This window comes from Corallococcus interemptor (assembly GCF_003668875.1).
Taxonomy (GTDB): domain Bacteria; phylum Myxococcota; class Myxococcia; order Myxococcales; family Myxococcaceae; genus Corallococcus; species Corallococcus interemptor.
On the sequence record NZ_RAWM01000008.1, the window covers coordinates 58,147 to 71,531 of the forward strand.

Genomic DNA, 13,385 nt, shown 5'->3' on the forward strand with positions numbered 1-13,385 from the left:
GCCTTGTAGAGTCGGGAAGCCCTGGAACGTCTCCTGCTCTCCGCGCTGGTCTTGGTTTGTGCCCCGGTCTGGGCGGCTTCGCTGGAGCTGCTCGGCCCGGACGTGCCCGTGGCCCCCGAGGGCTTCACGGTCGCGGTGGTGCGCCGGGACGCCAGCGGACAACCGGTGGCGTTCACCCCGGCGTCGGTGACGGCGGAGGGCGCGGAGCTCAAGACCGGACCGGACGCTCCGCCGCTGCGCACGTATGTCGTGGTGCCCAAGGCCCAGGCGCGCGAGGTGGTGGTGCGCGTGAAGGGCGACGGCGAGGAGGCCCAGGCCCGCTACGAGGTCGGGCCGCCCGCGAGCCGCATGGAGTTGTCCCTGGAACCCGCGCTGCCGGTGAAAGGACGCGACACGGAGGCGACGCTCACCGTGAAACGGCTGCGGCCGGACGGGTCGCCGGATGACAGCGGCGCGCCTCCGGTGCTGCGCGCGAGCACCGGGCAGGTGGAGGCGCTCCGGCACGCCGGACCGGGGACGTACACGGCTCGCTACGTGCTGCCCCCCACGCGCCTGCCGGAGGCCGCCATCCTCGTCGCGCTGTCCGCGTGGCCGCATCCGCAGTCGGTGCATGGGGCGTACGGGCGGCTCCTGGTGCCGCTGGCCACGTCGGTGAACCTGCCCGGCAAGAGCGAGCCCGGAGGCCAGGTGTCGCTGGAGGTGGCTGGGACGCGCTTCGGGCCCGTGCCGGTGGACGCGAACGGGCGCTTCGTGCTGCCGCTGGTGGTGCCTCCGGGCTACCCGCTGGCCCGGGGCGAGGTGAAGGACGAATCGGGCCGCGTGTCGAGCATCGCCTTCGACCTCCAGCTGCCGCCCACGGATGGCCTGGCGTGCGTGCTCAACCCGCAGCGGCTGCCCGCGGACGGCGTGTCCCAGGCCCGGCTCCTGTGCGCGACGAGTGATCCGAAGGGGCTCCCCGTGGTGGATGCGCGCGTCACGGCGAAGGCGAAGTACGGCCGGCTGGACGGGCCCGTGCGCGACCCGAACGGGATGCTGGAGTGGCGCTACACGGCGCCGCGCACGCTGGCGGCGGATGAGCGCATCGAGGCGGCGTGGCCGCAGCGGGGCCCGGGGTCGCGCGAGTCGCTGCCGATGCAGCTGGTGCAGGGTGCGGTGCGCGACGTGACGGTGTCGCTGTCCGACCCGATGGTGCACGCGGGTTCGGTGGCGCGGGTGGTGGTGGTGGCGCGGGACGCGGCCGGGCAACCCCGCCCGGAGGCGAAGGTGGAGGTGCTGTCGAACGACGGGGCCGTGGGGCCGGCGGTGGAGTCTCCGCCGGGCACGTTCACGGTCCCGTGGACGGCGAACGGCTCCGGGGTGGACGCGCTCGTGACGGCGCGCGCGTACGGTCCGCTCGGGACGGAGCCCGCGCGGCTCGCGGTGTGGCGCAACGACTCGGGGCTCGTCGCGGGGGTGGTGGACCTGGCGGGCTGGCCGGTGCCGCGTCAGCCGCTGCGGGTGAATGGCAAGGAGTGGACGACAGGGGAGGACGGGACGGTGGTCGTGTCCGGGATGGTGCCCGGCAAGGTGCGCGTGTCGCACGCCGTGTGGCCGGGACTCGACGTCACGGTGCACGTGCTGGGCCCCCAGGGGCCGGTGTTCCCGCTGTCGGAGCCGCTGGTGCCCGCGCGCATCCATGAGCGGGTGAAGCTGGCGCCACCGCTGCCGGTCAACGTGCGCGTGCGCGTGGAGGGCGCCCGGGTGACGTGCTGGGTGGAGGACCCGGACGGGAAGGTGCTGAAGGACCGCCCGGTGCACGTCGCGCTGTCCGAGGGCGAGCGGGGAGACCTGTCCGTGGAGGACGGGCTCACGCGCTTCACCGTGCGCGGCGCGAAGGGTCCCGTGAGCGTGTCCGTGGCGGACGTGCGCTCCGGCGTGACGGCGGTGGAAGAGGTGCGTCCTTGAGGCCCTCGCGCCCGGCGCATGGAGCCGCGCACGCGACCGGGATGGACCCGGCGCATGCGCCTGCATGCGCGGCGATGCGTGACGGCGCACGTGCGAGCGGAAGGGTCCAGGCGGGTGCCGTGGCGTGGCGTTGGGCCGCGCGCTCGGGCGCCACTGCGTGCCTCCTGCTCGCGCTGCTCCTGCTGTCCTCCGTGGCCTCCGCGCAGTCGCTGTCGGCGGACCTGCCGGCCCAGGCTTCGACCATCGCCGGGCGCGTCTGCGTGGACTTGAACGGTGATGGCCTCTGTGACCCCGACGAGCCCGGGCTCGCGGGTGTGCGACTGGTGCTGGCCACCGGCCGCGAGGTTCGCACCGATGCCTTCGGCCGCTACCACCTCACCGGCGTGGACTCGCGCGTGCCGGATCTCACTGGCGGTCCGCACCTGCGTCCCGGCCGCCATGCGCTGAAGGTGGATCCACGCAGCCTGCCGGCTTCCAGCCAGGTGGTCCCCCGCGTCGCGACCGTGGAGGTGCCCTGGGGTGCCGCCGTCCTCCAGGACTTCGCCGTGAGGCCTCCACCCACGCGCCCGCGCGCGGCCCCCACCTCCGCCGCCAGCCGTCCTCCCGAAGCGCGCACGGCCGAGCACGGGAACCTGCGCTTCCTCATCAGCGGCCAGGCCTCTCCCGGCGACCAGGTCCGCGCGGGCGACGTGGACGCCACCGTGGAGGACTCCGGCGCCTGGCTCGCGACCGTGCTGATGCATCCGGGCGAGAACGTCATCGCCATCACCACCACGTCGCCCGGCGGCGCGGTGGAGTTCTCCCAGCAGTCCTTCGACGCGGTCCGGCGCGGCGAGCACGGCTGGATCGTCATCCCTCGCGCGAAGGCGCGCCTGGGCTCCGTGCGCGGGCTGTCCCCGGACGCGCCCCTGCCCACGGGAGACACCTTCCTGCGCCTGGAGGTCGCCCCCGGCACCCGGGTGACGACTCCCGAAGCGGAGGTCACCGCGGGCCCCGACGGCGAGGTCCGCCTGCCCGTGCGGCTGGTGCCGGGACGCAACGCCGTCCGCATGTCGCTGGTCCCTCCCCAGACGCCCGGGGGAACCGTGACCGTGACCGTCGAAGCGCGCGCCCAACCCTTCGTCGTGGGCCTGCTCGACGTGGAGGCCAGCATCGCGCCGGCCGGCGGCGGCTTCCGGCTGCGGGGGCGTGGCGCCCTCCACGGCGAGGCCCAGGTGGGGCCCGTGCAACTGGTGGGCGAGCTGGACCTGACCGACACCGACCTGCGCCAGCTGGACGACGCGCCGCTCGCGGACTGGCTGCGTCCCCGGCTGCCCGAGCGCTTCGACCGCTGGCCCGACCCCGACCTCGCCCCGGCGGAGTGGGGCGACACCTCCGTGTCCCTCACGCCCAACCCCACGGAAGGGCGCCTGCGCCTGGAGGCGCGGCACGAGCAGTACGGCCGCGCGGGCTTCGGCACCTACCGCGCGCTCCTGCAGGACCGCGAGGTCGGCCGCTACCACCGCCCCCTCTTCGGTCCCTACGCGGAGCTGCGTGAACAGCTGGGCCCCGTGAGCGTGGGCCTGGACGCGTTCGCAGGCGGGCTGGTGGACCCCACGCGCGGCCTGGCCGCGACGCCCGCGCACGAGGAGCTGCGGGCCACCGGCGGCAGCCTCTACTACCTGGGCGGCGGCACCGTGGCGGAGGGCTCCGAGCTGATCCGCGTGGAGGTGCGCGATGGCATCACCGGCCTGCCGCTGGGCGAACAGCACCTCATCCGGGGCAGCGACTACGACATCGACTACCTCGCGGGCCGCATCCTCCTCGCGCGGCCGCTGTCGTTCCTCACCGGCGCGTCGCTCCTGAGCACGGACGCGCTCACCGAGGCGCCGGAGCCGGTGCTCGTCGTGGACTACGCCGTGCTGCACTCGGGCGACCCGCGCGACTCCGTGGGCGGCGAGGCCTGGGCGCGCTGGCGGGGCTCCACCGTCGCCCTGTCCGCGGTGCGCGAGCGCCGGCTGGGCGCTCCCTTCCAACTCCTGTCAGGCCGGGGCCAGACGAAGCTGTGGGGCTACTCGCTGCTCGCCGAGGCCGCGAGCAGCCGGGGGCTGGCGGTGGAGTCCAGCGTGTTCGGCGTGTCGGACGACGGCGGCCTGTCCTTCCTCCGCCCGGTGGGCACGCAGGACGACCATGGCGGCGCGGTGACCCTGCGCCTGAGTGGCCCCGGCGTGCTGGGCCCCTCGAAGGGCGGCTCCGTGGAGGCCGCGTGGCGTGAACGCTCCCGGGGTTTCTCCGACGGCGCGCATGTGGACGCCGCCCGCTTCCGGCAGCTGTCCCTGCGCGTCACGCAGCCCGTGGGCCCGCTGGCCCTCACGCTCATGGGCGACGAGCGCCGGACGGCGGATCCGCGCCTGCCCTTCGAGGACACGCCCTTCGGCGCCCGCACGTTGGGCGCTGGCGTGGCCTACGAGCACGACGAAGGCACCGTGCGGCTGGAGCTGCGCGACAGCTGGCTGCGCGCCACGGACGTGCCCGGCGAGGGCGACGCGCGCGAGGGCGGCCGGACGTCGCTGGGCGTGTCCGTGTCCCGCATGCTGACCTCCCACCTCACCGTGTCCGCGGGCCACCGCCAGCGGCTGCACGAGCGCGGCGCCGGCCCGGGCAGCATGAACGACACGTTCACCTCCGCGGGCGTGGCCGTGGACCTGGACGACGACACATCCGTGGGCGTGAAGGGCGGCTGGGGCCCGGAGCTGGGCCCGCAGGTGTGGCTGGATGCGCGCGCGCGGCGCGGCAGGGAGACGTACTACGGCGGCTACTCCGTGGACGTGGACGGGCCGGACTTCGGCCTGGGCCGCGCGGTGACGGGGGCTCGCACGGAGGTGGGCGACGGCACCACCGTGTTCGTGGAGGACGTGAGCGCGCACGACGCCATCTCCGTGCGGCAGGCCCGCGCCGTGGGCTTCCAGTGGGCGGCGGGCGACAGCGGCTTCAGCGCGGGCGCCCGCTATGAGCGCGGCGTGCGCAACCCGCTGGACATCGCCAGCGACCTCACGCGCGACGTGGCCAGCGTGTCCGCGCAGTGGCTGCGCGAGCGCTTCCGCGCGGACGTGCGCGCGGAGCTGCGCCATGAAGAGGGCACTCCCGCGCGCGGCGGCTCCGGCCCGGTGGACCGCACCCAGGTGGTGCTGTCGCTGGCCGCGGAGGGCCAGCTGATGAAGGACGTCACGGCCTCCGGGCGGCTGGACTTCGCGCACACCGCGGGCCGTGAGGGGCTGGAGGCCCGGTTCGCGCAGGGGTTCGCTGCGCTCGTCTGGCGGCCCGGGCCGTGGCTGGTGGTGGCCCGCTACGGCCTCACGCGCGAGCTGTCCCCCGGCGCCCGCTTCGCCTTTGGCGACCGGGTGCTCCAGACGGTGTCGCTGATGCCGGCGGTGCGGCTGGGCGAGCGGCTCTCCGTGGCGTCCGGCCTGCACGTCGGCCGCTCCAGCCTGGGCGAGTCCTCGCGCTGGGTGTGGACGGGCACGCTGCGGCCCTCGGTGCGGGTGCTGGGCGGACTGGAGGTCGCGGTGGAGGCCGCCCGGCGCACGTCCGCGGCGGACGACCAGGGGCTGACGGCCCTGCGGCCGGAAGTGGCCTGGCGGCTGGACGAGCGGATGCGGGTGGCCCTGGGGTACACCGTCCTGGGCTTCAGCGGCTTGGGTCTGGAGACCGAACCGGGGGATGCTCCGGATCGCCTCTATCTCCGGGCGGAAGTGGCCTGGTAGTCGCCGGGCAGAGGGACGTCGAACGTGCGAGTCGGGTGGATCATCCTGGGGCTGGGGTTGTGCGCGGGCGTGGCTCGCGCGGAATGGACCGTCACCCAGACCCAGACGGGCGTCCCCCAGAGCGTCACGGTCTTCCGGCCCGGCTTCTTCGCCGTGGCCACCGACACGCAGCTGTACGTGTCTCGCGATGGCAGCGTGACGCCCGTCAACAACGGCATGGCGGGCAGCTTCCTGCGCGGGCCCGACTGCGTGGTGGGCATCCGCACGGACGGGATGCTCCAGAGTGTGGGCGCCTGCTTCACGCCGGATGACGGCAAGCGTCTGTTCCCCGAGGACAGCCTCGACTATGCGGTGAAGGCCGTGCGCGTCACGGCGGATGGGGGCGTGGGCTACGCCGTCGCCGTCCAGCCGCCCCTGGCGAGCCCGGAGTTCCGCTCCTCGCTCGTGCCACCCAACGGTGGGGCCGTGTGGGGCAAGCTGACGCCCCCGGTGGCGGACCTGAACGCGCAGCCGCAGCTCGCGGTGCTGCCGCCGCAGTCGGATGGCCAGCCGCAGGCGCTGTTCTCCGTATCTTCGACCAAGGCCAACTTCCTCTGGTACCGGGGCACGTCCGCGCTGTCCTACGTGGCCTCGGGCATCACCCCGCCGAACTCGGCGCACAGCGTGGCGCTGCTGCCGGGCGAGACGCCGGACAGGCCGCTCGCGTTCTTCGGCAACGACGTGGGCCTGTTCCGGGCCATCCTGGGGGGCACCGGCTACCCGTTCGCCCCCATCACGCTGGCGCCCGGCGCGGTGGACGCGCTCGCGTTCGACGTGGCGAGCGGCTCCAGCGAGGGGACGGGCTTCGGCCTGCTGCTGCTCAAGCAGGCCTCGGACGGCCGGGTGGCGGCGTACAGCGCGGAGCCGGTGGTTCCGCCCGCGCTCCCGGGCTCGGTGTGGCGCCGGAGCAAGGACCTGCCGGCGGGCCTGCCCCAGGCCGCGCTGCAGATGGCCTGCGCGGACGCGTCCTATTGCGTCGCCATCTTCAACGCACCCACGAACAACATCCTCATCTACCGGAACGACAGCCCTCCCAGCGTGGAGAAGCTGACGGACACCATCAGCGTGAACGAGGGCGAGACGAAGGTCGTGGAGCTCCGGCTGCGCGACCCGGACGGGGACGCCGTGCGGCTGTCCGCCACGGTGCGCGCGCCGGGCAGCCCCATCGCCGTCGAACAGGCGCCGCTCGGCGCGGGCGAGGACAGCGGGCTCAAGCTGACGCTCACCGCGCCCACGGGCATCTGCGCTTCCCAGACGTCGTACCTGGACGTGATGGCCTCGGACGGACTGCGCGCGCACGACACGCCGAAGGCCATTGCGTTGGTGCATCAGCACACGCTCCCTCCTGGCGCACCCCAGGGCGCTGTCGAATCCGTGGAGGGCGGCGCCTTCTTCATGGGCGGGCCCACCGGCACCATCACCCCCACGAAGGGCACCACCGGCTGCGAGCCCGTCACGTACACCTGGACTCCGCTCGCGGGGGCACCGAGGCTCGACGTGAACGGAGGCGTGGCCACGCTCACGCCTCCATCCACCCTGGACCAGCGCTGCAAGCCGGGCACGACCGTCTACTCGTACGAGGTGCGCGCGGATGACGGCGTGGTGAAGTCCGCGCCCGCGACCGTCCCCGTGCGGATCCACCCGTGGGGTGCGCCCAAGGCGCCGTTCACCGCCACCTCGCGGGAGGTCTTCTCCGGAGCGGCGCTGGCCCCCCAGCAGTTCCACCTGTGCGCGGAGCCTCCGGCGCCCCCTGGACTGCCTCCGGTGTCGACGTTCTGGTCACTGCAGGACGAGCCGCCGGGCCTGGAGGTGCTGGCCCTCTCGGGCAACGCGCGGCGGCGGGTGGGCACGGAGTTCGTCGAGGGCAGCTCGGTGCTGCTCGCCTCGGCGACGTGCGTGGAGGCGATGAAGGTGAAGCTGCACGCCTTCAACCGCATCACCGTGGACGGCTTCTCGCTGGACAGCCCCACGTCCGACGTGGAGGTCACCGTGCAGCCGCGCTGGGTGCCGCTGGATTCGGTGACGCCCACGGTGACGTTGGAGGCGGTGGAGGAGCGCAAGGTGCGCGGCCGCGTGACGACGCTGCCCCTGGTCAACTGCGCGAGCACGCGCGACCTCACCACGGTGGTGACGCTGGAGGACCCGGCCGACCCGAAGCGCGTGTTCGACACGAAGACCTACCCGTGGGCCGCCGGCACGTTCGAGCTGGAGCTGCCCCCCACCTGCGGCAGCGGCGACTACGCCCTGCGCGTGCGCACGGTGGAGAACCAGGTGAACAGGACCGTCGCGGCGCCCGAGGTGCTCACGCCCTTCACCCGGGACGCGCGCAACGTGCTTCTGGGCGAGCTGTCCGGCGAGCTCATCGCCACCTGCGGCGAAGGGGCCCGGGGCACGCTGCGCCAGACGATTCCGGAAGGCGCCTGCTCGTCGGTGGACCTCACGTGGAAGCCTGGCGTCGGACCGGCGCTGGAGCCGCTGGTCATCCAGGGCGACTCGGTGACGGTGGCCACGGTGGACACGCAGCTGGAGTCCCTGGTGGGCGAGCACGTCACCCTGGACGTGACGGCCGCGGGCGATGGGGCCAGCGAGGCGACGCGCGAGCACTCGGTGCGCATCGGCGCGCGGCCCTTCGTGACGGTGGACCGCCGCACGGAGACGGGCTCGGGCATGAACTCCAGCCAGGTGGGCGTCACGGTGACGCTGCGCAACGACACCGCCTGCGACGTGAGCTCCATCCGCTACGACGAGACCGTCACCGGCGCGCAGGTGGTGCCCCAGAGCATGACGCTGAATGGCCAGCCGGTGACGCCGGTGGAATCATCCGAGGGGCACTTCGCGGTGGCGCCGGTGCCGCTGCCCGCGGGCTCCACCGCGACGCTCACGTACGTGGTGCGCACGGCGCTCCTGGCCCCGCCGCGGTACTCGGGCACGGCGACGCTGCGCGAGGTGGCCGTGTCGAAGGCGGAGCCGCCGCCTCCCTCCACGTCGGGCTGCGGATGCTCTGGTGGAGGCTCGGGGGTGACGGCGTTCGGGCTGGGCGCGCTGGCGTGGGCCGCGCGGCGCAGGCGCGGCGTCAGAGCCCGAAGCTGATGCGCTGGCGGCGGTTGGGCGTCTGCTGACGCTCCTCCAGCACGCCGGACAGCTCCAGGCCGCGCAGGGTGGCCAGGGCCTCGCGCTCGGACAGGTCCGTGAGGGCGAGCAGGTCCTCCACCGTCTTCGTGCCGTCCGCGAACGCGAGCAGCATCGCCTGCGGTCCGGTCAGCTTCAGCTCGTGCAGGCCGTAGGGCGGATCCGCCGTGGGGAACAGGCGGCGTCCGGGCGCCATGCGCTGGCGCAACGCCACCAGCGTCTCCGTGCGCGCGACGCCCTCCAGGATGAGGTCGCCCGGGAAGAGCGACAGCGGCACCAGGTCCGCGCGCTGCGGACGCATGGGGCTGAAGCCGTACTGGCCCTCCGTCCACGCGAAGGTGGACCAGAGGATGTCCTTCACCTGCTCCTCCAGCAGGTGGCGGCGCTGCTTGGGGCTCAGCAGGCCCCGCTTGAGCAGCGCATCGCCGGTGCGCAGCGAGTGCTCGCGCGCGTAGCCCGCGGCCTCCGCGAGCTGGGCCTCCGTGAGCGCGCCCTTGCGCAGGCAGAAGCGGCCGAAGCGCTCCGGGGCCAGGTTGGAGGCGGCGTACACGACGCGGCCCGCCTCGAAGTAGACGACCTTGAGCACCGTTCCCTGGCGCAGCTTCAGCTCGCCGTGGTGGCGCGCTTCGTAATAGGCGTTGAGCAGGCGCGGCACGGACGTGTGCGACAGGTCTCCGGCCAGCGACCACTCCGGCAGCTGGCGCCGCTGACGCACCGGCGCGGGCGCGGCCTCCGTCCACACGGCATCGCGCTGGGCGAAGGGCAGGGGCAGGGCCTCCGACACACCGGCGGCCTCTTCCGGGGGCACGGCTTCGGGCTGCTCGAAAGCAGGCTCGGAGGTGGGCTCCGAGGTGGGCTCCGAGGTGGGCTCGGAGGCGGGCTCGGAGACGGGCTCGAGCGCGGACTCCTCCTGCGCGGGCGTCTCCTCCTGGACCAGCTCCTCCAGGACGAGCAGGTCCACCTCGTCGAGCAGCTCGCCGTGTGTCACGGGCGGCACGCCGGCGGCCTCCTCCAGCGCGTCCATCACGGTGTCCAGCTCGAAGGGCTTCTCGAAGAAGGCGCGCGCGCCGTGGACCTGCGTGGCCTCCTGGGCGAAGCGGTCGCCCTTGTAGACGCCGCTGACGGCGATGGCGGGGATGCCGTGCGCGCGCAGGGCTCCCAGCACCTCGCTGCCGCGGATGTCCGGCAGGAGCAGGTCCACCAGCGCGGCGTCGAAGCGCGAGTGGGGACCCAGGGCCTCCAGCGCGGACTCGCCGGTGAAGACGGTGAGCGCCTCATGGCCCCGGGTCTGCGCGACCGTGGCGATGAGGGAGGCGAGTTCCTGGTTGTCCTCCACGATGAGCAGTCGCGCCATGGGCCGGCAGACCCTACCATCAACCCCATGAAGGACGTTCAGGGCTTCCACCACGTGGCGATCCAGGCGAAGGACGTGGAGCGCGTGACGGCGTTCTATCGCGACCTGCTGGGCTTTCCGGAACTCAAGCGCCACCTGCGTGAGGACGGCACCCTGCGGAGCGTCTGGGTAGGCGTCCCAGGGGGCGCCTTCCTGGCCATCGAGGCGGTGGACGGGACGCCGGAGGTGGTGCCGTTCCGCCACCCGGCGCCGGGGCTCTTGATGCTGGTGTTCCGGATTCCGCGCGAGGCGCGGGGTGGGGTGGTGGAGACCTTGTCCCGCGCGGGGGTGGCGCTGGAGCACGAGACGCGCTGGACGCTGTACGTGCGGGACCCGGAGGGCAACCGGGTGGGGCTGAGCCACCATCCAGACGACTAGGGGCGGGTGCCCGGCCGGGTGCTTGCGGAGGGGGATGGGGCATGGCTACAAGCGGCCCCATGCGCCTGGGTGAACTGCTGGTGAAGGACGGCCTGGTGACGGCGGCCGGGGTGGAGGAGGCGCTGGAGTCGCAGGTGGTCCACGGCGGCCGGCTGGGGACGAACCTGGTGGAGCTGGGGCTGTTGTCGGAGCAGGACCTGGCGAAGGCGCTGGGGCGGCTGCACAACTGCGCCTATGCGTCCGGGGAGATGGTGCCCGACCCGAAGGCCGTGGCGCTGGTGAACCCCAACGAGGCGGACGACAAGGAGTTCCTGCCGATGCGGGCGGACGCGACGCGCTTGAGCGTCGCGGTGGTGAACCCGCATGACTTCCCGACGTTGGACGCCATCGCGTTCAAGACGGGCAAGCGCGTGGTGCCGGTGGTCATCCCCGAGTTCCGGATGAACCAGCTGCTGAGGCGGCACGCGAAGGCGTTCCGGCAGCTGCGCGCCATCGACATGAACGCGGTCCGGCCCAGGCCCGCGAAGGGCGCGGCCGCGGAGCTGGCGAAGGCGGCGGAGCGGCCGCCGGACCTGATGAGCGAGGAGGAGTTCCAGTCCGTCTACGCGCAGGCGCTGCGCGGCGGTTCGGAGGCGGAAGCGGACGTGCTGGAGGGGGAGGTCATCACCGGCGAGGAGGTGCTGGACGCGCCCATGGTGACGCCGCCCCAGGGACGGCCCGCGGTGCCGGCGCAAGCGCGTCCCGCGGCGCCCGCGGCCCCACGCCTGGACATCCCCGCGCACATCCCGCCGGCGGTCCCGGCGCAAGGAGTGCCCGCGCAGGCGGCCCGTGGAACAGGAGCGCAAGGCGTGCCCGCGCACGTCGCGGGTCAGCCCGGAGCGCAGGGCGTGCCCGCGCACCTCACGGCTCAGCCGGGAGCGCAGGGTGTCCCCGTGCAGGCGCGGGGTGGGCCGGGAGTCGCTGGCGTGCCCGCGCAGGGGGCGGCCCAGGCGGGAGCAGGTGTGCCCGCGCACGTCGCGGCCCAGGCCGGAGCGACGGGCGCGATGCCTCCGGGCGCGGCCGCGAAGCCGGTGGCTCCTCCCCCGGCGCCTCCCCCGACGCCGCTCACGTTCCCGGAGGCCCAGGCGGAGCTGGCGCGCAGCTCGGACCGCGAGGACGTGGCCCGCACGGTGCTCCGCTTCGCGATGGGCAAGTGGCGCCGCTGCCTGCTGCTGTCCGTGCAGGGCAACCTCGTCACCGGCTGGCACGGCATGGGGCAGGGCGTGAGCAACGAAGGCGTCCGCCGCATCGGCGTGCCGCTGCGCGACCAGAGCACCTTCCGCCTCGTGCGCGACCTGCGCTCCCACTACGTCGGCCCGGTGAAGCGCGACGCCGCGATGGGCATGTTCTACCAGCTGCTCGGCGGCGGCTTCCCGGCGACGGCGGTCATCCTGCCGCTGCTCGTGCGCGGCAAGGTGGTGCACCTGCTCTACGTGGACAACGGCGCGGAGCAGTTCACCCCGCCCGATGTCGGCGAACTGCTCATCCTCTCCCAGGGCGTGGGCCGCTCGTACGAAGCGATGATGCGGCGTCGCAAGAGCGCTTGAGCGTCAGTCGTTGCCGGTGGACCGCTCCGGCGTGCGAACCAGCACGGGCATCGCATCCGGACGGTCCCACAGGACGAAGTGGCTGCACCCATCCAGCTCCACCACGTTGAGCCCCGGCTTCGCGCGCCCGGCGCTCTCCCGCATGGAGGCCGACTCCAGCACCCGGTCCTTCCCGGGCACGAGCACCGTGCCACGCCGCACGTTGCCGAACAGGGACGCATCGCGCGTCTGGCTCCAGGCATCGATGTCCCGCAGGTTCGCCATCATCGTCGCCACCCGCTTCGGGTTGAACGGGAAGGCCATGATGAGCTCGCGCTTGCGGGCATTCTCCAGCGGCCCCCAGGCCCCCCGGTTGTGCCGGGCGATGGGCGCGAGCCGCCACAGGGGAATCAGGAACGGCAGCAGCCAGAGCTGAGACGGCGTGAGGCTCCGGTAGGCGCGGCCCTGCGGGAGCACGGGCGCTTCCAGCACCACCTCCACGCGCTCGAACAGGTCCGGCCGCAGCTTCGCGGCCTCCAGCACGACAGCGCCTCCCCGTGAGTGTCCATGGACGCGAATCACATCCGTCCGGGGCAGGTGCTCCAGCGCCTGCACCAGCACCGCGGCGTCATGGGCGATGGTGCCCTCCGGGTCGGCCGGCACCTTCGCCCAGGGGGCGGACTGCTCGCGCGGATCCGTGATGGGCAGGTGGTAGTCGCAGCTCGTCAGCAGGATGAGCTGGAGGTCGGGCTCGCGGTAGTGGTGCGTGAAGTAGCGCATGTCGGCCACGAAGCCGTGCATGACGATGACCGTGGCGCGGGGCTGCTGCTCACAGCGCCGCTCCGCGATGACGGCCTTGCCCACCCGGTAGACGTGTCCGTCGAAGGGCTCGCTCGCGCGGGGCAAGCCCTCCCGGTGCATCAACCACCAGCGCGCGGCGGGCACGAGTGCGGCGGCGCCAGCGAGGACTCCAAGAGCCACGAACATGCGTTCACCCAAGGGGAAGGGCCCCCATCATAATGTAGGTCCCAGACGTCCCACGTCCCGTGACCTCGCGGTGGCTCCGGCGCCACGTCGCGATGATGGCAGGCGCGCAACGCCAAGGGTTTCAAAACTTGGGCGACGGGTCCCGACGCGCTTCAGGCACCCGACGCATTCACTGACTGGCGGGGCGATGGTCAGAGCCGTCTGTCT

At 73.6% G+C, this 13,385-nt stretch carries 7 protein-coding genes; 5 read left to right on the top strand and 2 right to left on the bottom strand.

All coding sequences use genetic code 11. The annotated features are described in order from the left end of the window. Nucleotides 1–45: 45 nt before the first annotated feature. The 3 genes from D7X96_RS04945 (at nucleotide 46) to D7X96_RS04955 (ending at nucleotide 8,816) form a co-directional block, all read left to right on the top strand. Entirely contained in the window at nucleotides 46–1,944 is a 1,899-nt protein-coding gene (locus tag D7X96_RS04945; protein WP_121769107.1) for a hypothetical protein, read from the top strand. Between the two features lie 119 nt (nucleotides 1,945–2,063). Continuing rightward, nucleotides 2,064–5,687: a flagellar motor protein gene (locus D7X96_RS04950; protein ID WP_306449580.1), complete on the top strand. Its 3,624-nt coding sequence runs from the start codon at nucleotides 2,064–2,066 to the stop codon at nucleotides 5,685–5,687. A 24-nt stretch (nucleotides 5,688–5,711) separates the two neighbouring features. Then, nucleotides 5,712–8,816, top strand: a complete 3,105-nt coding sequence (locus D7X96_RS04955; RefSeq protein ID WP_147468231.1) for a hypothetical protein — start codon at nucleotides 5,712–5,714, stop codon at nucleotides 8,814–8,816. Here the strand turns inward: D7X96_RS04955 and D7X96_RS04960 are convergent. Further along, entirely contained in the window at nucleotides 8,800–10,209 is a 1,410-nt protein-coding gene (locus tag D7X96_RS04960) for a DUF4388 domain-containing protein (RefSeq protein ID WP_121769109.1), read from the bottom strand. The genes D7X96_RS04955 and D7X96_RS04960 overlap by 17 nt on opposite strands. A gap of 27 nt (nucleotides 10,210–10,236) precedes the next feature. Here D7X96_RS04960 and D7X96_RS04965 point away from each other — a divergent pair, with 27 nt between their 5' ends. Both D7X96_RS04965 and D7X96_RS04970 read left to right on the top strand, forming a co-directional pair. After that, a complete protein-coding gene (locus D7X96_RS04965) occupies nucleotides 10,237–10,626 on the top strand; it encodes a VOC family protein (RefSeq protein WP_120546607.1) in 390 nt (129 codons plus the stop codon). A gap of 59 nt (nucleotides 10,627–10,685) precedes the next feature. After that, nucleotides 10,686–12,212: a GspE/PulE/PilB domain-containing protein gene (locus D7X96_RS04970; RefSeq protein ID WP_121724372.1), complete on the top strand. Its 1,527-nt coding sequence runs from the start codon at nucleotides 10,686–10,688 to the stop codon at nucleotides 12,210–12,212. Nucleotides 12,213–12,215: 3 nt separating this feature from the next. On the opposite strand, the gene D7X96_RS04975 is transcribed toward D7X96_RS04970, so the two are convergent. Next, nucleotides 12,216–13,178, bottom strand: coding sequence for an alpha/beta fold hydrolase (locus tag D7X96_RS04975; protein WP_120546605.1), 963 nt, complete (start codon nucleotides 13,176–13,178; stop codon nucleotides 12,216–12,218). Between the last annotated feature and the right edge of the window lie 207 nt (nucleotides 13,179–13,385).